Source organism: Caballeronia sp. NK8 (genome assembly GCF_018408855.1).
Taxonomy (GTDB): domain Bacteria; phylum Pseudomonadota; class Gammaproteobacteria; order Burkholderiales; family Burkholderiaceae; genus Caballeronia.
Genome location: NZ_AP024326.1, coordinates 81,547 through 102,217 on the forward strand (window position 1 = coordinate 81,547; position 20,671 = coordinate 102,217).

16 protein-coding genes and 4 pseudogenes are annotated in these 20,671 nt (G+C 60.7%); 3 read left to right on the forward strand and 17 right to left on the reverse strand.

Going from position 1 to position 20,671, the window contains the following annotated elements:
* Positions 1 to 328: 328 nt before the first annotated feature.
* Positions 329 to 724 (reverse strand): annotated as a pseudogene (locus NK8_RS33190) (transposase); the annotation flags it as partial.
* A 1,850-nt stretch (positions 725 to 2,574) separates the two neighbouring features.
* Complete coding sequence (locus NK8_RS33195) at positions 2,575 to 2,754, reverse strand: CsbD family protein (RefSeq protein ID WP_213233702.1); 180 nt, start codon at positions 2,752 to 2,754, stop codon at positions 2,575 to 2,577.
* Positions 2,755 to 2,873: 119 nt separating this feature from the next.
* Here NK8_RS33195 and NK8_RS33200 point away from each other — a divergent pair, with 119 nt between their 5' ends.
* A complete protein-coding gene (locus NK8_RS33200) occupies positions 2,874 to 3,284 on the forward strand; it encodes a hypothetical protein (RefSeq protein WP_213233703.1) in 411 nt (136 codons plus the stop codon).
* Positions 3,285 to 3,371: 87 nt separating this feature from the next.
* Here NK8_RS33200 and NK8_RS43820 read toward each other — a convergent pair whose 3' ends face one another.
* From NK8_RS43820 to argC, 10 genes and pseudogenes are all read right to left on the reverse strand, one after another.
* Complete coding sequence (locus tag NK8_RS43820; RefSeq protein WP_213233991.1) at positions 3,372 to 3,593, reverse strand: response regulator; 222 nt, start codon at positions 3,591 to 3,593, stop codon at positions 3,372 to 3,374.
* A gap of 727 nt (positions 3,594 to 4,320) precedes the next feature.
* Positions 4,321 to 5,501 (reverse strand): IS3 family transposase gene (locus NK8_RS33210; RefSeq protein ID WP_213233704.1). Its coding sequence is split into 2 segments (ribosomal slippage): positions 4,321 to 5,249 and positions 5,249 to 5,501, totalling 1,182 coding nucleotides; the frame shifts between segments, so codons are not numbered across the junction.
* 529 nt (positions 5,502 to 6,030) lie between these two features.
* The gene (locus NK8_RS33215; protein ID WP_213233705.1) at positions 6,031 to 6,282 is read right to left on the reverse strand and encodes a DUF6429 family protein; all 252 of its coding nucleotides are present in this window, start codon (positions 6,280 to 6,282) and stop codon (positions 6,031 to 6,033) included.
* Positions 6,279 to 7,361 (reverse strand): annotated as a pseudogene (locus NK8_RS33220) (IS630 family transposase). Before NK8_RS33220 ends, NK8_RS33215 begins: the two are co-directional and overlap by 4 nt.
* 1,296 nt (positions 7,362 to 8,657) lie before the next feature.
* A complete protein-coding gene (locus NK8_RS33225; RefSeq protein WP_213233706.1) occupies positions 8,658 to 9,140 on the reverse strand; it encodes a hypothetical protein in 483 nt (160 codons plus the stop codon).
* Positions 9,141 to 9,948: 808 nt separating this feature from the next.
* A pseudogene (locus NK8_RS33230) lies at positions 9,949 to 10,631 on the reverse strand (aspartyl/asparaginyl beta-hydroxylase domain-containing protein); the annotation flags it as partial.
* A 67-nt stretch (positions 10,632 to 10,698) separates the two neighbouring features.
* Positions 10,699 to 10,809 (reverse strand): annotated as a pseudogene (locus NK8_RS43045) (ABC transporter substrate-binding protein); the annotation flags it as partial.
* Between the two features lie 158 nt (positions 10,810 to 10,967).
* Positions 10,968 to 11,624, reverse strand: coding sequence for a TetR/AcrR family transcriptional regulator (locus NK8_RS33235; RefSeq protein WP_213233707.1), 657 nt, complete (start codon positions 11,622 to 11,624; stop codon positions 10,968 to 10,970).
* Positions 11,625 to 11,639: 15 nt separating this feature from the next.
* Positions 11,640 to 12,344 (reverse strand): glutathione S-transferase family protein, encoded by a 705-nt coding sequence (locus NK8_RS33240; protein ID WP_213233708.1) that lies wholly within the window; start codon positions 12,342 to 12,344, stop codon positions 11,640 to 11,642.
* A gap of 153 nt (positions 12,345 to 12,497) precedes the next feature.
* On the reverse strand, positions 12,498 to 13,424 hold the full coding sequence (gene argC, locus NK8_RS33245) for an N-acetyl-gamma-glutamyl-phosphate reductase (RefSeq protein WP_213233709.1): 927 nt from the start codon (positions 13,422 to 13,424) through the stop codon (positions 12,498 to 12,500).
* Between the two features lie 123 nt (positions 13,425 to 13,547).
* Here argC and NK8_RS33250 point away from each other — a divergent pair, with 123 nt between their 5' ends.
* Both NK8_RS33250 and NK8_RS33255 read left to right on the forward strand, forming a co-directional pair.
* Positions 13,548 to 14,432, forward strand: coding sequence for a LysR family transcriptional regulator (locus NK8_RS33250; protein ID WP_213233710.1), 885 nt, complete (start codon positions 13,548 to 13,550; stop codon positions 14,430 to 14,432).
* Between the two features lie 230 nt (positions 14,433 to 14,662).
* Positions 14,663 to 15,241, forward strand: coding sequence for a hypothetical protein (locus NK8_RS33255; protein ID WP_213233711.1), 579 nt, complete (start codon positions 14,663 to 14,665; stop codon positions 15,239 to 15,241).
* Between the two features lie 189 nt (positions 15,242 to 15,430).
* On the opposite strand, the gene NK8_RS33260 is transcribed toward NK8_RS33255, so the two are convergent.
* From NK8_RS33260 to NK8_RS33280, 5 genes are all read right to left on the reverse strand, one after another.
* On the reverse strand, positions 15,431 to 16,648 hold the full coding sequence (locus NK8_RS33260) for an MFS transporter (RefSeq protein ID WP_213233992.1): 1,218 nt from the start codon (positions 16,646 to 16,648) through the stop codon (positions 15,431 to 15,433).
* Positions 16,649 to 16,713: 65 nt separating this feature from the next.
* A complete protein-coding gene (locus NK8_RS33265) occupies positions 16,714 to 17,670 on the reverse strand; it encodes an N-carbamoyl-D-amino-acid hydrolase (RefSeq protein WP_213233712.1) in 957 nt (318 codons plus the stop codon).
* Between the two features lie 22 nt (positions 17,671 to 17,692).
* Entirely contained in the window at positions 17,693 to 19,195 is a 1,503-nt protein-coding gene (hydA, locus tag NK8_RS33270; protein ID WP_213233713.1) for a dihydropyrimidinase, read from the reverse strand.
* Between the two features lie 23 nt (positions 19,196 to 19,218).
* The gene (locus NK8_RS33275) at positions 19,219 to 19,965 is read right to left on the reverse strand and encodes an aspartate/glutamate racemase family protein (protein WP_213233714.1); all 747 of its coding nucleotides are present in this window, start codon (positions 19,963 to 19,965) and stop codon (positions 19,219 to 19,221) included.
* Positions 19,962 to 20,627 carry an aspartate/glutamate racemase family protein gene (locus NK8_RS33280; protein ID WP_213233715.1) on the reverse strand — a complete coding sequence of 222 codons (666 nt, stop codon included), beginning with the start codon at positions 20,625 to 20,627 and terminating at the stop codon, positions 19,962 to 19,964. Before NK8_RS33280 ends, NK8_RS33275 begins: the two co-directional genes overlap by 4 nt.
* Positions 20,628 to 20,671: the final 44 nt, after the last annotated feature.

A 20,671-nucleotide genomic window follows, 5' to 3' on the forward strand; every position in this document is an offset into this window, starting at 1 on the left:
AACCGCAACTTGCTACGCTGGTGGAACGACACCCCGCGAAGGGTGACTGGTCCTACGAAATCAAGTACAAGTAGGCACCTAGCGGTGTGTTGCCGTAAAGGCTCATCCAGCAAGGCTGTGCAAAGGGGCTATTGCTTTTAAAACTCCCGCGCTGTTGCCTTTCAACGAGCCGTTTCAATGCCTCCTGCCGACCGAGGCTGTGCGAAAACAAGTGAGGCTTCTCGGCGAGGCAGACGGACGGACCTGGTCAATCGACGAGCGGTCGGATAGGTGCGGTCGCCAAAGAAAATCCGCCTCGCTTTCGATCAAGGCGACTCGCCGCTTGCTTTCATATCTTCATCGCTTCGATCAACGACGACGCGCCAAAAATACTGATTGCTCGCCGCAGGTTGTACGCTAAGACGGGAAGGCTCATCTCGGTTCGCACGCGCGGGAGGGTCTTCATCAAGAAGTGCGCGGATCCCATCCAGAACTTGAGCGTACCGAATGGGTGTTCGACCGTCTGTCGTCGCAGTCTTGCAGTATTCGGATTCTTATCAAGGCGACGCTGCATGTCCTCAAGTACCCTCTCATGTTCCCATCTCGCGATCCTTCGATAGGGGCTCTGAGTGCATTGCGGCGTGAGTTTGCAACTTGGACATGCTGACGGCCAATACTTGTGAATTGTCAATCCTGCCTCGACCGTCTTGAAGCGCCAAATTGCTTTTTCTCCTGCCGGGCACCGCTTACGTTGAAGGAAGGCCCCTGCCTCACGCTCCTGTCAAGTTATTTCACAGTGAAGACGTCGGTCGGCAGCCGCGAACGGAAGCAGAAGTTCGAGGCGTTCGGGCGCCATGACGTGGTGGCGTTAACGAAGGCAGCATCCAACCGGCACCATGCGAACCCTCATTTCGGATGCGCTCACGACTCAAACTCGAACACGATGCCGCATAACCGGCCGACTTCTCGGTTGACTAGGCCGAGCCGGTCCCGAGCATGATCGTTGCGATTTGATCTGAGGGATCTGCTCTGCGAAACTATGAGTTCCGCCGAAGGTCGGGAACGGCCAAACGCTAGGCGACGTAAGTGGGCCACGTCAAATATTTGCAGGCAAGCTGGTGCCGCAGACGGCTGGTGCAGCGCGTATGTAAAAAAGGAGGCCTGAACCGGGCCGACCCTGCTGTTCGATGACGATAGCAAGATACGCCCGTGAATCGCTTGTACTTTCATGGTCCAATCGAACCTCTCAGCGACACCATCGACGCCCGCGAAGACCCACACCAGACCATCGTCCACGGTTTGGATGCGAACCCCATCGGTTCCCCACATCTCGTTGGGCGTATGGCACGGGGAGGTCCGCATTTGCTAAAGCGGAGGCAAGCGTGTTCTGTGCTCCCTAATCGATCCAAGCGACCATTCACTTCGAAAGGTGAATGAAGGCCTTGACCGCGCAGCGGAACCTTAAGGAGACCACCGCGCCAGAATTCATTTCCGTCTGGGCCGACTTAAACGAAGCGGACTCGATGGTCGACTTGCATACTCGCCAGAGGCTGGCTCACGATCGGCTTTCCGGCTGCGGCTCTCATACAGAGTAAGTTCCATTGATGAGGTGGTAAGCGGCAAGGGAGTGCTCATCGCCTGCGGCGCAGTGCCGCCTGAGATTGCGCGCCAGATAGAGACGCCAGATGCAATTTCGAGGGTGATAGAGCTTCTCAGCGATCCCAGGTTCGCCCAAACGTGGCTCAAGAAAGGCATTCCAACGACGCGCGCGCCAGCTAGGCGTACCGACGCAGACCCCCGTTTGCGTCGAAGCGGCGACGTCGCGCCCCCCGCAGGAAATGACGAAGACAAGACCTTGCATCTTAACGGGGGCCCGGGCGTATTCGCACAAGGCTTTTGCGTAACCCGAAGGGTAGGCGCCGAATTTGCTTATCTCTTCGGAAAAAGATTTCTCGAAGCAAGAACATGAGAGCAACTGTTTTGGGTCATACAAGACCTCCGGAGGGGCATGAGGAGGTCCACCGTTTCGCATTTGAATTGCATGATGGAAGTGCTGCGCCGCCCTTCCGAGAATCTATTTCACTTCGCACTGCTCGGGTCGTCGTTGCGCATCTGCAAGACGGCAACGCTTTGATCCAAATGTTCCGAGCCATCGTAAGTAGCGAGCCCAGAAATTACGATGAGCTGATTGGCCAAAGCTTCCAGGACGACTTCATCGAGAATGGTCCGAGCGACCGGGTAGGTGACTCACGGGACTGGGAAATCGCTGAGCGTCGATAAGCTGCGTTCTTGGCTGCATCAGGCCCGCGACACCGACCTGCCGTCGACTGCTTCCGAGCGAAGGCGCTGCGCAAACCGGATATCGCGCGCAGTTAGGCTTGGCGCCGCTTTGTCGACCCCATGGCCCTTCCGTAGCTCATACTTAAGCATGCTTAATGGAAGATGAGATACAAAATCACGAGCACTACAAGTGGAATGCCAAGTAGCCATCCAAGCAGGTAAGGCATGCTGTCCTCCTTCGCTTATTCCCTATGCGGCTGGTGCGCCTCAGAGGGGGACGCCCGCGCGCACGCGCGGGCGGTTCGTGAGCGACCGTTACGGTTGGCTCTTCTTCACTTGCTCCTTTGCATCGCCGTATTGCTTACGGGCCTCGCCTGCGCCCTGTTGAACCTGACCCTTCACCTGTTGGGTGGTGTCGCCAGTCATCTTTCCGACGCCCTCGTTGATCTTCCCTTTCGCCTTTTCGGCGGTGCCCTTCACTTGGTCCTCGTTCATGGCCAGCCTCCGTTGATTGAGTGTGGAGAAGTCCACGTGATCGCTGGCGCAAAGATTGGGCCAGCGGATGACCGTTAGGATGCGGTCAGAGGGCCTACGCCACACACCTCCATCCAGCGTTGCGCCTGTTCGTCGTGGACGGCGTGTTCAGCGATCTGTTTGTCAAGGCAGGCGATTTCTTGATCGAGCACATGGCACTGCGCCCCGCCCCGCATCAGCGCTTGGCCCGCGGGCACCGCCGCTCGCTTCTATCGCGACCAGGCAAGGCTCAAGATTGGCAAACCAGTTCACAACCGTTCGCGAGAAATCGCCTTGCGTGCAACTACACGTTCGGCGCCGTCAACTGCGTGGACCTGCATCACATTCTTCGCCAGATTTACACCAACGCGAGTAATCCGTTCCATGATTCCCCCTTCGCTGAAGGTTGCGTAGCAGCAGCCATGATGACACCGATAGATGCCGCTCTGGCGATGGGGCAGGTCCTCACCATTCCCGGATCAACGCTGTGGGACTGTCGTACTCGGCTCTGACAGCCGCGCCAAACTAGGGGTCGGTGTCAGGGTTGTAGAGCGCCTGCGCAATCGAAGCACGTAACTCGGCCGCCTGATATGGCTTGTTCAACACAGGGACTCCGTAGCGTCAAGATCGCTTCTTGCAATCGAAGCATCGGCATATCCGGTTGTCAGCAATATGCGTAGTCGTGGCCTACGCCGTCTTGCCTCTTGAGCCAGCATCACACCATTTATGCCTCCTGGCATGATAAGGTCAGTGAATAGCAATCCAATCTCGGGGTGCTGGGTGAGCGCGTCTAGTGCGTCGCGCGTGTTATAGGCAACGATGGCCTTGTATCCGTCCTCCCTGTAGAATTAGTGAAGCAACCTCGGCTACGTCGGGTCGATCGTCCACCACGAGAATTGTCTCGTTGCGGGTCGGATGGCTAGCCTGACGAACTTCAACGCGATCAACGACAGTCTCGGTTGTCACCGCAGGAAAGCATAGTCTGACCGTGGGGCTCTGACTCGGCTCCGAGTAAATGTCTACCGCACCACCGATTGTCTGACGAACCCATAGACCATGAACATCCAAGACCTGTTCCTTTTCCTTCTTCCTTTGTCGTGAAGAAGGGGTCCATTACATGTGCCAACACATGAGGCGGTATGCCTCAGCCGTTATCGCTCACTGAAACCCAGACGTATTCTCCCGGCTTAACCTGAGCGAAGCCGAGTTGAGGTCCCCCGAGAGAAAGGTTGGCTGTTCTCACTGTGACTCGAGGATTTGCTTTTCCCTGCAGTGCATCGCGAGCGTTGGGCAAGAGGTTCAATACGGCGAGCTCGAACTACGAAACATCTAAGTGGCAGTTGCGCAAGGAGGGATCTGGGATGAACGTGAGGACATTCGACTCACCGAGAGTGCGGTCGGCAAGTTCCCGTATATCGGCGAGACGCGCATTGATGTTGATCACTCGACCGCGCAGCTCTTATTTGCGCGCGAAGGCAAGAAGTTGCTGAGTAAGCCTGGAAGCTCGAGTGAGCTTCCCTCGGTTTTTCGCCTTCCACAGGTCCCGAGTTATGCAGCGGCATCCTTGGTCTGCTGAGCTTTGCTCCAGTCCTGCAGAAACTGAACCGGCGATACGAAGCCGAGCGACGAATGACGACGGCTGCGGTTATAAAACACTTCCAGGTATTCAAACAAGTCTGCCATCGCTTCCTGATGTGTCCGATAGCGAGTCGCATGGACGCGCTCGTTTTTCAGGCTATTAAAAAAGCTTTCCGTCGGCGCGTTGTCCCAGCAATTTCCCTTGCGACTCATCGAGCAGCGCATGCCATATTCCGTCAGCTTGCGCTGGAAGTCGTGGCTTGCGTACTGGCTACCCCTGTTGGAATGATGCATCGCGCCGGGCTCAGGCCGACGTCGGAACCACGCCATCGTCAGCGCGTCAATCACGATGTCCGCCGTCATGCGGGGCTTGATCGACCAGCCGACAATTTCCCGGTTGAACAGGTCCAGCACGATCGCCAGATACAGCCAGCCCTCGTCGGTCCAGATGTACGTGATGTCTGAAGTGAACACCTGATTCGGCGCCGTCGGCCTAAAGTTGCGCTCCAGCAGATTCTCAGCGGCCGGCAGCTTGTGCTTCGAGTCCGTCGTTACCTTGTAGCGCTTCTTGTGCCGCGCCCGGATACCATTCTCCCGCATAAGCCGCTCAACCCGTTCCTTGCTGGCCGGACAGCCGCGCGCGCGAATCTCCTCGGTCATCCGTGGCGATCCGTAGGCGCCCTTGACCTCGGCGTGGATCGTGCGAATCAGCGCCAGTAACTGTTCGTTGCTCAGGCGTTTGCGCTCGGGTGCGCCGCCGCGCTTCCATGCTCGATAGCCGTTCAGACTGACCGACAGGAGCTCGCCCAGTGCCGACAGCGGAAAGTGCCGGCACTGCGTATCAATCCAGGCGTACTTCACAGGAGGTCCTTCGCGAAGAACGCCGCCGCTTTTTTTGCGATTTCAAGTTCCATCTGCAGGCGCTTGTTTTCGGCTCGCAAGCGCGACAGTTCCATCTGTTCTGGCGTCACAGCCTTTGTCCCGGCGCCGTTCAGCTTGCCTGCCTCTGCAGCTTTCACCCAGTTGCGCAGGGTCTGCGGTGACATCTTCAATTCACGAGACACGGCACGGATGCTTTGTCCATCCTTGACCCGTTGCACGGCGGCCGCCCTGAACTCCGCCGTATAGGCTTGGTTTGGTACCTTGAACATTGTTCTTTTCCTTCCTTCAGATCAAGTTTACACACGACCCGCTGGAAGTCGAAATTTCGGGGGGAGGTCACGAGTGATCGCATCACGCATCCGGTCAATCGGCAGGATAAAGCGGGCAACGTCGAAGTTGCGCTCACTACCTAGTTTCAAGACGTCGACGTAGCCGCTCATGACTTGCAGCAGATTGTTGAAGTCGTGTGCGATGCCGCCGGTAAGCTTAGCGTCTGACCATTCCCATCGGCTTGATGGAATGCGTCATGGTCCCCTTCAAATGTGACAGCATGTCTAATGGTACGGCGTGGCCCCAACTCTTTCCTATCCCGTATCCGAAATGACGCTCTTCCGATAATCAATCTTATTGAAACAGCCGTGCGCCATGCGAAAACCACTGCGCCGCGAACCGTGCCTGAGGATCAGATCGCCATGTAACAGCTTCACAGGTTACGGTTTATCTGCATCATGCCCGAGCGCTTCCATTTTCTGAGATTGTCGGAGCGCCTCTGGTGTAGTGAGTTAGAAGTTCGTTTCATTAATTGCTCGTTTGGTCCCGGATAACGAAATGCTGCCTGAATAGGCGCTCGGACTCATATAACCCTTCCTCAGTAAAGACCACCGACTTCGTCTTGTTGACGGGGTCGCAGATGAAGCCCTTTTCGTAAAGGCGATTCAGCACGTCCCAGTCGAGGCCTTTCCACGCGCGGTACTGATCGTGCAGGGTCAGGTAGAGAAGTGCCAGGGCGGCTTCGTCGATCGCGTCGGTATTGATATTCGTGACACTCATCCCGCGGCCTTCTGAACACGCACACAAAACCGTTCGAGACTAGCCAGGATCTCGTCGGCCGACTTGCTCCAAATGAACGGCTGGGGGTGGGCGTTGTAGACGTCAAGGTAGTGCCGGATTGCGTCTTCGAGTTGGCGCGTCGAACGATGCGTGCCGCGACGAAGGTATCTTTCGGTAAGCGTGGCGAACCAGCGTTCGACCTGATTGAGCCATAACGCCGAAGTGGGTGTGGTGAACCTCGAAGCGGGGATGACGAGCGAACCACGCCTTGATCGAGGGAGTCTTATGTGTGCCGTAACTGTCCATTACCAGATGCACATCCAAGTAGGGCGGCACGCTGGCTTCGATGGTGCGCAGGAAACGCAGGAATTCGCTGCTGCGATGGCGCCGGTGCACCTCGCCGATCACTTCGCCAGTGACATGTCCAGCGCAGCAAAGAGCGTGGTCGTACCGTGACGCATGTAGTCGTGAGTGCGTCGCTCGGGAATGCCTGGGGCCAACGGCAATATGGGTTGCGTCCGGTCCAATGCCTGTATCTGGCTCTTCTCATCAACGCACAGCACGATCGCCTTGAGCGGCGGATCCAGGTACAGGCCGACAATATCCCGCACCTTATCGACGAACAACGGATCGCTAGAGAGCTTAAACGTCTCCTGCCGATGCGGTTGCAGTCCGAAGGCACGCCAGATCCGCGACACTGCCGTCTGCGAGAGCTTCATCTCTCGGGCCATCGTTCGAGTGCTCCAGTGCGTTGCCCCGGCAGGTACGGACTCAAGCGTCCTCGCAATAACAGCATCGACATGCGTGTCGTCGATTGTCCTGGGCGCACCGGGGCGTGGCGCGTCAAGCAGTCCGTCCACACGGTCTGCGACAAACCGCGCGCGCCATTTAGAGACAGTTTGCTGTGTAAGCTGCAGTTTCGCCGCGACCGTCTTGTTGTCCATCCCTTCGGCACAGGCAAGCACGATGCGCGCTCGCAATGCCAACGCCTGTGCTGTCTTGCGCCGCATCGTGAGCGCCTTCAGTTGCTTGAATTCCGATTCACTCAGCACGAGTTCTCGTTTGGGCCGTCCGCTCATCGCCGCCTCCTCGTATCAGTGCCACACATAGCACTTTAGTACGCGGCGAAAATAATTCAATGAACTTGTAACTCACCACACTAGGCATTCGTGGAAAATTGGTATGCATTTCGCGTTCCTCGATTACGCATCCATCGTGCGAATGGTATGAGGGTCGCGTAACCAGGCGGATTGTGATCCTAAATAGATCTAATTGATGGCACAGTTTCGATACTCTTCAAAGGAGGAGAACCACATCGCTAGACCTGGCATGCCGCCCCCTCGTCTAGCGATCAGAAGAGGGTTCGATCATCGTGATGTCGTCGATACGAGGTCGTTTCGGTTCCGAATTGAAATGCGTACTCGGTCAGAAAGTGTGCTCGATCGGATTCACGAAGACGCTTCCGCGAACTCGGCGACTTCGGAGTCCGTGTGAACGCTCCTGCCAGCCGCTGTGGCAAGCGAGCGCAACGAGAGGGTTCCAGCGGGACACGCGCATGTTAGCGGGCGCTACATGGACGAGGGGCGGCGAGACGCAAGTTCGTAGAGTCGTTGCAACGCTTCGTGGATATGCGCGATATAGCGGCCGTGGCGGCTTTTTTGCATCGGACGCGGACAAGTCGATTTTTTATCGGACGCGGACAAGTCGATCTTGGCGCACATGCTAGCCAGCGGTATCGACGTGCAAAAAGGCGACCTTGACGGGTTCGCGATGCACGGCATTTCTCTCGCTGAGCCTCAAACACCTTAGACACGCGTTCCCTACGAAACTGCGATTTAGCATCGACCGCTCCACGACGCGCTCGCAATTCGCCGCGCACGGGGAGACAAGGCAATCTCAATCGAAGGATCGGCCAAATAGACGATCTGGTGAGGGTGCTACAAATAGCGCAGGCTTTGCTCCTCGTCGGGTGAAAGCGGCGCGCCGCGACCCGGCCGCCATGTGGCACCTCGACGACATGTTTCGTGACATTGCGTGTTGAGCCTTACCTTCTGTGGTGCGCGAGCTTCTGCCGCGCATCATCGCCGCGCTCCCCTGCGCAAGAGGCACTGGCCGCTGAAGTCGCCTCTTACTCGTTGCGCAATCCGGCCAAATTCACATTTTAGGTCGACGTCCGGCGCGTATGTCAGAAGGACGGCACCTATCTGTGGAAGTCCGCCTGCAACAACGCAATCATAGGGAAGTGCCGACCTGACAACCCGCAGGCAGCCATCTGAGCCGCGCGCGCACTCCTCGCCAAGTGACGGGAGCCAAAGCCTGAGCGGGCTCCGTATCTCCCTACAACGCCGAAGAACGCTGGAAGCGGCAAGGCTCCGCTAGACGTGTTTGGTGAGGCTCTGGCGTGCGGCCTCAATCTTCATTGCGCACGTCTTGAACTCTTGCGCAACTTCGGCTGCCCATGGGGCAGAGAGTCCACGAACCTGAACTAGAACCTTAGCCAGATCTCGACCGCGAGTCGCAGCGCTGCATAACTGAACCCTTTGATCAGCGAGTCGGCCTTGTTGCCTTTGCCAAATGGACAATTTGGCGAGAGCACTACAAAGATTGTCCCATTCATCAAGTCGTATGAAGTCTTGGAAGCGACAGACATTCGTGTCGCGGAGCAGGGCTTCGAAGACTTCTTCGCTCAGGACGATCAGTTGATTGCAAATATCGATCGCTTCCTTCAGGTCAGCAGACTTTCTCTTCATATGGATAGGAAACTGCAGGAGAAACAAAAGCGCCAATGTGGAAACGGCCGCAGTTCCCCCATAGCCCCACCAAAACACAGGCCAGTTAAGTATGTGGAACGAAGGCATCTGCGGAACTCCTAGTCCCGATCTTGGGTGCAAATGTTATGTGCATCACGAAGGCTTCGCAAGGTGACGGCCGAGTATTTTGCTTCGTGTCACTCTCTGTGTCGCAAACTTTCGGCTTCGCGTGTGTCTCGATCATGTCACGATGGCAGCAGGACAGGTTCCCAGCAAGCGCGTGCTCTGCCTCGCTGTCAACGTCTTGATCATTTTCGCCGCTCAAGATCATCCCTGATCCGCTCGCACGGTTGGCGCGAATGGGATGCCCTGCTATGAATCGGCTGCATGGCCGCTACCGGCTAAGAGCAGGCGGTCTTTTTCGTTCTGACTCGACGTCACGGCGCAAGCTCCACACCGCAGCGGTCGTACTAATCGTCACGAACGGTCGTAACACACTGGTCATCGCTGAAGGCCGCGCGTCAGTCGTGCACGAAACACTACCGAGTGGGACTTCCAGACCCCCAAGAGCGTTGTGAAGGATGGCCTGACCACTTCGTCGGGGCACTGCCCGAGGTGCGCCGCGCTCTTTAAGCTCATTCCAGCACCGGTCGATGCCTCGGCATAGAGGTCGCCGATGCGCTTGAGATTTCCGGACAAACGGAGATCTAAACGAGGTCGCGGCCATAGGACAGGCTGTTTGCCGCGGCGGCCGCTGCCGCGTTTGCGACATCGTTCCTCTCGGCCATGATCTGCCGTTCGATCGAGGGACTGTTGCGCGTTTTTGAACGGCCGCTCGGCTGATATCACCCGCCATATAGGGATGTTGGCGGTGTTACGGCACCGCCGGTCTGGGCTCGCTCGCCTTTGCCTGCCTCTAGTGCCAGAAAACCGCAACCGCTATTCCGCCGAACAGCAGCCACTTCACGATGTAGTACACGATCCGGTTCCACGCTTTAAGACGCTTGCCGACGAGTCGAATCGAATAGAGATATTTGAACACGCGAATCAGGCCGCCGGTACGGTCACCAATCTCATTCGGCGGTAGCCGCGCGCATCAAGAAGCCGCCTACCGAGTGGTTGAACGCCTGAGCCCACCGGTATTTCATCGGTCGTTCGATGTCGAAGAATAGGATGATGCGGTTTTTGCCTGTCTTGTTTTCGGCCCAGGGCAGATAAGTTTCGTCGAAAACGACTTCTTCGCCGTCGCGCCATGAATAGCGCTCGCCGTCGACGATGATCGCGCAGTTTTCGTCGGTCAGCGTCACGAGTACCAGGTGAAAGCGCAGCGATCCTGCGGATGGATTCGCTGTGCAGCGTGAGCACGCCGTCGGGCGGCAGCATGGCGAACATGGCGGCCTTTACCGTCGGAATGTTTTGCAGGATGGAGAGCGTGTTGGGACACAGCGCGACGGCGGACGGATGGGGGCGGTCATACCATTTCAAATAGAAGCGCCGCCAGCCGCGCCGGAAGAATGAGTTGAAACCGATGTCATTGAGCGCGCCTGCACCCCGAATCTTGCTGGGTTCGTGAAGTGCGATGGCCTCAGCGCGGATGGTTTCCACCCATGAAGCGATCATCGAGCAGACGCCGTCCCGCGATCTCGCGCGCGTTGGCCTCGATCTATTGCTTCACGCCCCCCGCGACTTCGAGTTGTTGGCGCACGAACGTCTCGACGACGGATGGCGACGTCGGCGCGTGCACGATCTGGGCGGCCTTGAGTTCGGGCGTGAGAAACTATGCGTTCGATACGCTCGGCCGCGACGGCGTCGTACCTCCAGCAACGGCGGGATGCTCGGTCGGGGTACACGGAAGCAGCGGCTCACCTGCGAGGAGACCAGCCGGACGAGAACGCTGACAGGTCGCGTGCATCGGCGCGTGGCTTTCGTCCGGAGCTATTGCGTCGACACGGGCGTCGTCTTGCGCGCGCGTGGCCTGCGATTCAGTGTGGTGGATCGTGCGCCGGATTCCACGCCAATCGCGGCAAGCATGGGCCGCGCGGCCGCTTCCAGCGCCATGCGCCGTGGATCGACACGCGCCAGCACTCGTAAACCCATCAGCGCCGCGAGGAGACCGTGTCCGAGATCGGCGGCGGGGAGATCGGCCGGAATGGTGCCGTCCGCCTGACCGGCCGTCACACAGCGCGTGAAGAACCCTTCCATTTCCTCCAGCACACCGCGCAACACGCGATGAAACTGCTTGTCGTGCGGCGCGAGTTCCAGCGCCGAATTGACGATCAGACAGCCCTTGCGATGAGGATCGCCGACCGACAGCCGGACGATCTCGTCGAAGAAGGCGACGATGGCGTCGCGCGGCGGAAGACGATGCTCGAAACGCCGCACGCGATCGCGAAAGCCTCGCTCGACGTATCGTTCCAGCACACGCTCATAGAGCGTGCGCTTGTCGCCGAATGCGTTGTAGAGGCTCGCGGCGGTGAGACCCATGGTCGCGGCGAGATCGCGCACCGAGGTCGCCTCGTAACCATGCGACCAGAACTGCGCGGTCGCCGCATCGAGAGCGGTATCCTCGTCGAACTCACGGGGACGCGGCATGCTGCCTCCGTTCGCTCACGCAGTCTTCGGGAAGTTCGACGGAAACAACGCGCGCTTCGTTTCGTCGTCGTTCACGGACTTGAACGCGTGCGTCTTGTTGATGGCGCGCGCACGTTCAACGGCGGGCCGGGCATCGATCTGTGCAAACCAGCGCTTCAACTCTGGAAACGCGGCGAGCGGATCCTCATCGCCCTTGAACACGCGCCGGGCTCGATCGATCCAGCCCCACGCCGACATGTCGGCAATCGTGAAGTCTTTGCCCACCAGATATTCGCGTCCTTTCAGGTGATCGTTGAGCACCTGATAGTGACGGTCGGCTTCGCGGCGATAACGATTCACCGCGTAATCGAGGCCTTCGGGCGCCGCATACTGGAAATGCACCGCCTGTCCGGAAAACGGTCCGAGCCCACTGGCAATGAACATGAGCCACGACAACAGCTGCGGCCGGTCTTCCGCCGCGCCGCCGAACTTGCCGGTCTTCTCCGCGAGGTACAACAGAATGGCGGTCGAATCGAAGACGGTCGCAGTCTTGCCGCCCGGTCCTTCGGTATCGACGATGGCCGGCACCTTGCCGTTCGGGTTGATTGAGCGAAAAGCCGGCGTATGCTGCTCGCCCTTGCTTGTGTCGACGGGCTTCAGCTCGTAGGGCAGACCGGACTCTTCGAGAAAGAGTGCGATCTTCGCGGGGTTCGGCGTGGGGTGAAAGTAGAATTCGATCACTCGTGTTCTCCGGGTTATCGCGGGGTTTCCCATCGTTCGCCGATTTTAGATCAATTGTTCTATAACGACAAATGTCACTTGGCGCGGGTAGTCACCCATGCTTATGGCCAGCACGCGCGCACAGCCGAAAGCCACCGATGAGCCGCAGCCACATTACTGCGCGAGCATCAGGTTCAGGTTCTGAACCGCAGCGCCGGCTGCGCCCTTGCCGAGATTGTCGAAAACGGCTGACAGCAGAACGTGCCCCTGCTCCATGTTGGAAAACACGCTCAGGCGCATATCGTCCGTGCCGTTCAACGCCTGCGGATCCAGGTGCTTCAAATCGCCCGGTTGGTGCAGCGGCAAGACATGTACATGGGCTGCTGCGGCATAGTGGCGGGCGAGGCACGCGTGCAATGCGGCGGCGTCTGCGTGAGGCGCCAGCATTCGCACGTCCAAAGGTACTGTCAGCACGATTCCTTGGCGGAACGAACCATACGCGGGAACGAAGATCGGACGCCGGGCGAGTCCGGCGTACCGCTGAATCTCGGGAGTGTGCTTGTGCGCGAGCTCGAGCCCATACACCTGGAACGACGGTGCGCCGACAGCACCCGGCCCTTCATGTTCTTCCACGCCGGCACGCCCGCGTCCGGAATAACCGGACACCGCATGGATGCTGACCGGGTGATTCTCGGGAACCAGCCCGGCGTCCAGCAGCGGACGCAGCAAGCCGATTGCGCCGGTCGGATAGCAACCCGGATTGGTGACGCGCCGCGCGGTCGCAATGCGCTCGGCCTGTCCCGGCGTCATTTCCGGAAAGCCGTATGTCCAGTCCGCTTGCGTGCGATGAGCGGAACTCGCGTCGATCACTCTGACGGCGGGATTCACGATGGCGCCCACTGCCTCGCGCGCCGCGCGGTCGGGCAGGCAGAGGATGGCGATGTCGCAGGCATTGATGGCTTCGGCGCGACGCCTGACATCCTTGCGTTCCGTTGCGGGAAGCGTCATCAGCGTCAGGTCGGTGCGGCCGCGAAGCCGTTCGTGAATCTGCAACCCGGCGGTGCCCTGGTCGCCGTCTATGAAAACGAGGGGAGAACTCATGCGCGCGATACTCCGGTGACTGATAGCAAGGGGAACGAGGCTGCTATCTTCCACGCGTCGCCAGAATAGCGAAAGTTGAATATCATGACGTCGACGTTCAGCTTTTATGAATTGGGATGCCTTATGCGAGAAATCAGCCTGGACCGGTTGCGCACCCTTGTCGCTATCGCCGATCGTGGCTCATTCGCCGATGCGGCGCGAGCGTTGCATCTGGCGCCTCCCACGGTCAGTCTCCACATCGCGGAACTGGAAGAGCGCATCGGGGCACCGCTCCTCTCGCGCAGGCGTGGACATGTCCGGCCATCGGCAACAGGCGAGTTGCTGGTCGAGCGAGCGCGTCGGCTGCTGGCCGATGCGGAACAGACCCTGGAGGACGTTCAGCGCCAGGTCCAGGGGCTCGCCGGACGCGTTCGGCTCGGCGCATCGACTGGCGCGATTGCGCACCTTTTGCCGCAAGCGCTCGAAGCGCTGCGTCAAGACCATCCCGCTATCGATATTCATATCGCGGTGCTCACCTCGCATGAGACGCTGACGCGATTGGCGGACGGCGCGCTGGATGTCGGACTGGTCGCACTGCCTCAGCCGCCGATGGCTGGACTCGTGATCAAACCCTGGCGCCGTGACCCCGTCATGGCGTTCGTGCCGGCGCATTGGCGAAGTCCGGCTCGCATCACGCCCGAATGGCTCGCCGCCCGGCCTCTCATTCTCAACGATGCGACCACGCGTCTTTCGCGCCTTACGACGGAATGGTTCGCGGCCGGAGGGCATCATCCCGCGCCGCGCATCCAGCTCAACTACAACGATGCGATCAAGAGTCTGGTGGCGGCCGGTTACGGCGCGGCGCTGTTGCCTCACGAAGCCACGACGCCATTACCGGACAAGCGCATCCTCATGCGACCGCTGCGCCCGGCGTTATGGCGTCGGCTCGGCATCGCGCATCGTGCGGGGTACGTCGAGCGTTCCACGCAACATGTGCTCGATGCGTTGTGGGACCTGCGATTGGCGTAGGGGCCGGGGTTTTCCTGCCACCGCACGGAGCAGACAAATCGACAGCGCGGGCATCGCGACTTCCACCGGCGCGTAGGCTGACGCCCGATGCGGCTCTCGCAGCACGACGGCCGTCCGCAATTCGCTGGGCGCTCGTGAGCGAAGCATCCCGACGCGAATGCTTTCTCATGCCATGAGTCCGCCTTACAAAGCCCCTATACTGTGGCCCATCTCCAATCAGGCATTCGAACATGCGCAAACGTCATCTCGTTGCTTCGACGCTCGGCGGCATCGCTATTCTGTTGAGCGGATGCGCCGCCAATCTGCAAACCCGGAACACGGCTGCGCAGGCGACCGCAGTACCGGACGGAAAACCGCCCGGGACAAGCATCGTGGTTCCGGCGGCCTCCGCGCACACGATCGTGCTGCGCATGAACGGATCGGCGGTGGCGACTTCCGCGTCGGACTGGCCGCGCGTGCAGACCGAATGGCGCGAAGCGATGGAAGGCGCCTCTCAGGAGGCCAGTTCCACGTTCGTCGACGAGACGGTCGGGCGCACCTCGGGCAAGGGCGCTGGCACGGTGGTCGATGTCTATGTGGAAGACTTCCATTTCGTGGCGCCCGGCGCGCGCTATACGCTGGGCATCATGACCGGCAACGCCTTCATTCAGGCGCGCGTGTCCTTCCGGGACCTGCAAAGCGGACGGACCTTCGGCGAACGCAGTTACAACACGTCCTCCTCGGCGTGGCAGGGCATTTTTGCACCGACATCAGACAAGCAGGCGCGCGCCATTGCCGCCGATATCGTGAAGCAGATCAAGCCGCGCTAACGAGTCCTTCGCCGTTTAGGCGGCGAGACTCGCCTGTATCGTGCCGATACCAGTCGTTCCGTCACGTCACGGCTGGATCATGCCTAAGCTCGCCGATCAGGCAGCTGTCGAAGCCCACAGGCGGCGCGGTCCGGGTCACGAAGTCGAGACGGCCGGGGAGGTGGAGAGGGTCGTCCGCATCCGTTCGACTTATTCCAGCTCGACACCCTTGAGTTCCGGAATCAGCACGACGGTCGCGACCACATCGACCACATAGATGCAGGCGAGGGCCGCAATGGCGGTACCGAACGAGTAGTAACTCGCAACCGCGCCGATGGCGAGCGGTCCGAAACCGCCGACCGCGCGGCCGATGCTCCACAACACGTTCTGCGCGGTGCCGCGCGCATGCGTCGGATAAAGCTCGGCCATCAGCGCGCCGTAGCCGCCCATCATGCCGTTCACGAACACACCGACCACCATGCCGCCGATCAGCAGGGCTTCGGGCGTGGTCATGCGCGAATACACGAACACCATGACCAGCGCGCCGATCTGGTACATCACGAAGGTCGGTTTGCGGCCGATGCGGTCCGCCAGTTGCCCGAAGATCCAGATCCCCACCAGCATGCCGAGAATCGATGCGGCCGTCCATGTCGCCGACTTCGCGAGCGTGAAGCCGAACTGCTTGGTCAGATAGCCCGGCATCCAGATGATGAGGCCGTAGTAGCCGAAGTTCTGCACCGAGCACATGATGATCATGCCGATGCTGCGCTTCGTGGTCTGCGCATCGCGGAACAGGGTCTTGAGCGGAAACTCGTGCTTCTTGCGCGCCGCCTTTTCGATGAAGATCTCGGATTCGCCGATCGCCTTGCGGATCACGAACGATAGCACGGCGGGCGCGAGGCCGACCAGGAACATGCCGCGCCAGCCGATATGCGGCAGCAGCACCGGCGTCACGAGCGCGGCGATCAGCACGCCGATCTGCCACCCCATGCCGACATACGACGACACGCGACCGCGCTTCTCGGCAGGCCATGCCTCGATAGCGAGCGCCATGCCGATGCCGAACTCGCCGCCGAGACCCAGACCCGCGATGAGGCGGTACGCAAGCAGGTCGTGATAGCCCTGCGCGAACGCACACAGACCTGTGAACACCGCGAACAACAGGATCGTGTAGGTCAGCACGCGCACGCGGCCGAGATAGTCGCTCAGAATGCCGAAGCCGATGCCGCCCGCGACACCGCCCACGAGCGTCCACGTGACGAGCGAACCGGCCTGCGCGGAGGTGAGCCCGAGGTCCGCCGAGATCAGGCTCAGCATGAAGCCCAGGATCAGCAGATCGAAGCCGTCCATGGCGTAGCCGGAAATGGACGCGACCAGCGCGCGGATATGCGGCGGCCCGAAGATGGATTTCTCCTGAGCGTCCTGCATCAGAGCGCTTTGGTGGGCGCTCTGGTCAGCATGATGATTCATCGTATGGTCTCCCCGTGTGCGGGTCAGTTGAGTGCGTCCGGATCGTGCGGCAGCGGTGCGCCCGCGCCGGTGCGTTCGACGATCAGCCGATAGTGTTCCGGACGGCGGTGCTTGGCGAAATTGAAGACGTGCTCGCGGAAAGTGTCGCCGAGCGCGAGGTCGACGTTCGCGAAGATCACTTCGTCGTCTTCGGTCATGCTTTGCGCCGCGATCTCGCCCGAGGGCGCGACGATCACCGAGCCGCCGATCATATGAAAGCCGTCTTCTTTGCCGCACTTCGCGGCGGCGGCGATCCACATCGCGTTCTGGTAAGCGCTTGCCTGCAGCGTCACGAGATGCGTATGCATGCGTAGGTGCACCGGCTCCGGCCAGTGAATGTTGAGCGACGGCGTGTTGTAGCCGAGCACGCCCAGTTCCGCGCCTTGCAGCGACATCGCACGCCACGTTTCCGGCCAGCGGCGGTCGTTGCAGATGCACATGCCAAGCTTCGCGCCCATCGTCTCGACGACGGGAAAGCCCGTGTTGCCCACTTCGAAGAACTTCTTCTCGAGATGCTGGAACGGTGCGTCCGGCTTGTGATCCGCGTGGCCCGGCAAGTGCGTCTTGCGGTATTTCGACACGATCCTGCCGCCGTCGTCGACGATGATCGCCGTGTTGAAGGCTTCGCCCTTCGAGGTCAGTTCCGCATAGCCGAGGTAGAAGCCGATGCCCGCGGCGCGCGCAGCGTCGAAGAGCGGCTGCACGTCGGGGTTCGGCATGGTGCGTTCGAAGAAGCGTTCGATGGCCGCTTCCTCGCTCATCCAGTAGCGCGGAAAGAAGGTCGTGAGCGCGAGTTCGGGGAACACGACGAACTTCGCGCTGCGGGACTTCGCCTCCATCAGCAGGTCGATCAGGCGCCTGACGACCGCCTGACGATCGTCGGCGAGATGGACCGGTCCCATTTGCGCCACCGCGAGACCGAGTTTGCGTGACTTGCTCATGACTTCCTCTTCGATTTCCGTTTCAGTTTTGACGATCGGCATAGCCGAAGCCTGCGTGGCCTTCGGCGTTGCCGTCGGCGAGCGCGCGGAAGAACTGGCCGCGCGCGGAGATCTCACGTTCCTTCTGGAAGGGCAGGGGCGTGCCCCGCGGAATGAAGCGGCCGCTGCCGGGCTCGGCATCGAACGCGCCTTCATCGACGATCACGCGGCCCGCGCTCACCACGGTGCGTGGCCAGCCCGTCACCTTCATGCCTTCGTACGGCGTGTAGCCCACGCGATCGTGCAGGCCGGAGGCCGTCAGCACGACTTCATGCTTCGGGTCCCATATCGCGATATCCGCATCCGCGCCTTCCTCGATCAGGCCCTTGCGCGGCGCGATGCCGTACATGCGCGCGTGATTCGTCGAGGTCAGCGCGACGAATTCGGGCAGCGTCATGCGGCCCGCGTTGACGCCTTCGGAGAACATCAGCGGCAGACGCGTTTCGAGCCCGGGCATGCCGTTGGCCATCTGCTTGAAGGTGGTCTGATCGCCGTGCGGCAGCTTGCCGGTGTGGTCATAGCGATACGGCGCATGATCCGACGAGACGGTTTGCAGCACGCCGTCCTTCAGCGCCCTCCAGAGCGCTTCCTGAGCCGCCTTGTCGCGCAGCGGCGGGCTGCAGCAATACTTCGCTCCTTCGACGCCGGGCAGGTCCATGTTGTCCTCGGTGAGCAGCATGTAGTGCGGACATGTCTCGCCATAGACCTGCGCCCCGATGCGCTGCGCCGCGCCGATCGTCGCGATGGCGTCCGGCGCCGAGACGTGCACGATCAGCACGGGCACATCGAAGAGCTTCGACAGTTGAATGACGCGGTGGGTCGCTTCGGCTTCGGCCAGCGCGACATGGCTCGTCGCGTGATATTTCGGCGCCGTGCGGCCGCTCTCCAGAAGCTTCTGCGAGACCCATCTGATGACGTCGCTATTCTCGGCGTGCACCATCACGAGCGCTTTTTCGCGTGAGGCGAGGGCCAGCACGTCGAGCATCTGATAGTCGTCGATCTTCAGTTGCTCGTAGGTCATGTAGACCTTGAACGAGGTGATGCCCTTGCGAATTTGCTCGACGAGGTCTTCCTGCAAGGTCTTTTGATCGGTCTCGGAGACGATCAGGTGATAGCTCCAATCGATGACCGATTTCGCGCTTGCGAGCGCCGCATAGTCGGCCGCCACCTGTCTGAGCGAGTGTCCGCGATGCTGCGCCGCGAACGGCACGATCATCGTGGTGCCACCGCACGCGGCCGACACGCTCGCGGAATACCAGTCGTCCGCGCCCATGATGCCCATGCCCGAGCGCTGCTCCACGTGACAATGTGTGTCGATACCGCCGGGCAGCACGTATTGTCCCGTAGCATCGATATCGCGCTTGCCCGCAGGCAGGCCGCGCGCCACCGCGACGATGCGGTCACCGACGATGCCCACGTCCGCCTCGAACACCGCCCGGTCCGACGCCACGAGGCCGTTGCGTATGGTCAGATCGAATCGATCCATAGTCGTTTTCATCCGCTTGAGATTCAGAGTTGTGTGTGGAAAGGCGCGGGTTCGCTGCGTGCCTCGAGCCACCAGCCGACGCAGGCCCGCGCAAGCGCATCGGTCGGATCGATAGCCGGGACATCGAGGGAAACGCCCGCGAGCGCCACGGGAATTTCCGTGCAGGCGAGCAGCAGCGCATCCGCGCCCTGTGCGATCAGCGCCTGCGCGGCGTGCGCGAGCAGCATGCGCGCTTCCTCGATGTGTCCGCCTTTCACGGCGCCGATGGCGGCGGAGACATGGGTTCCCTGCAGCGCATCGTCAGGCGTGAGGGCGGCGATGCCGTGCATGGCCAGTTGATCGTGATAGATGCGCGCCTGCAAGGTCGCGCTGGTCGCGAGGATGCCGCCCCGGCGCGCGCCGGCGGACTGTTTGAGCAGGGCATCGACGCCGGCCTCGCCGATATGCAGCACGGGCAAGGCCGTTTCGTGCGCGAGTCGCGGGTGCCAGACGTGCGCGGTGTTGCAGGGGATCGCGATGGCCGCGCATCCGGCGGCTTCGAGCGTGCGCAGTCCATCGAGCAGATGCGGCCAAGGGGCATCCGATCCCGCGAGAAACGCCGCGCTGCGATCCGGCACCTGCGGCACGTTGTGCACGATCACGGGCATATGCTCCTGATCGGACGCGGCGGGCGTCGCCCGAATCAGCTTGACGAGAAAGTCCGCCGTCGCCAGCGGTCCCATGCCGCCGAGCACGCCGAGCCGCGGAAGCGGCGTCACTGCGTCGTTCATGCGATGCCTCGCTCACGGCAGACCGCAAATGCAAGCGACGCAGCCGTCGAGCACGGGTCGATGACTGGCACGCCCAGGGCGGCTTCGAGATCGGCGCGCAAGGGCGTCATGCCAGCGCAGCCCAGCACGATGACATCTGCGCCGTCTTCGCTGGACAGCGCGCGGCCCGTCGCGATGAGTCTGTCGAGCGCGAGATCGCGATTGCCGGACTGGTCTACGCCGAGGTTCACGGCACGCTCGCCCGCGACCACGTCGCTGATGCGCGCCGCATGGTAAGCGCGCCAGTGACGCGGCATGCCGCGCGTGCTCGCCGCGATCACGCCGATGCGCGAACCGCGCGCGAGCGCCACGCTCAGGGCCGCCGCACCGATGCCGACGACGGGCTTGCTCGTGACTTCGCGCGCGGCATGCAGGCCGGGATCGCTGTAGCAGGCAATCACGAAGCCCGCCGCTTCTGCCTCGTGGCGCGCCACATAGTCGGCAACGGCGACGGCCGCGCGATCCGCATCGCGTTGCGTCTCGATGCCGCCGGGCACGGCATGCAGCGTCTCGAATGCGGCGGGGGCGTCCTGTTCGGCACGCAACGCGCGCACAGTTTCTTCGATTTCGCGAGTGACATCGGCGAGGCCGTTCGGGTTCAAAAATACGATGGGATCAGACATGGCTCGACGGAAGAGTTCGACCTTGAACGAACGATACCCGCATC

Coding starts and splice junctions, on each gene's coding strand:
- NK8_RS33195 (WP_213233702.1), bottom strand. CDS start 2,754: ATGAACGAGGACCAAGTGAAGGGCACCGCCGAAAAGGCGAAAGGGAAG.
- NK8_RS33215 (WP_213233705.1), bottom strand. CDS start 6,282: ATGAGTGTCACGAATATCAATACCGACGCGATCGACGAAGCCGCCCTG.
- NK8_RS33225 (WP_213233706.1), bottom strand. CDS start 9,140: ATGCCTTCGTTCCACATACTTAACTGGCCTGTGTTTTGGTGGGGCTAT.
- NK8_RS33235 (WP_213233707.1), bottom strand. CDS start 11,624: ATGCCGCGTCCCCGTGAGTTCGACGAGGATACCGCTCTCGATGCGGCG.
- argC (WP_213233709.1), bottom strand. CDS start 13,424: ATGAGTTCTCCCCTCGTTTTCATAGACGGCGACCAGGGCACCGCCGGG.
- NK8_RS33250 (WP_213233710.1), top strand. CDS start 13,548: ATGCGAGAAATCAGCCTGGACCGGTTGCGCACCCTTGTCGCTATCGCC.
- NK8_RS33255 (WP_213233711.1), top strand. CDS start 14,663: ATGCGCAAACGTCATCTCGTTGCTTCGACGCTCGGCGGCATCGCTATT.
- NK8_RS33260 (WP_213233992.1), bottom strand. CDS start 16,648: ATGCAGGACGCTCAGGAGAAATCCATCTTCGGGCCGCCGCATATCCGC.
- NK8_RS33265 (WP_213233712.1), bottom strand. CDS start 17,670: ATGAGCAAGTCACGCAAACTCGGTCTCGCGGTGGCGCAAATGGGACCG.
- hydA (WP_213233713.1), bottom strand. CDS start 19,195: ATGGATCGATTCGATCTGACCATACGCAACGGCCTCGTGGCGTCGGAC.
- NK8_RS33275 (WP_213233714.1), bottom strand. CDS start 19,965: ATGAACGACGCAGTGACGCCGCTTCCGCGGCTCGGCGTGCTCGGCGGC.
- NK8_RS33280 (WP_213233715.1), bottom strand. CDS start 20,627: ATGTCTGATCCCATCGTATTTTTGAACCCGAACGGCCTCGCCGATGTC.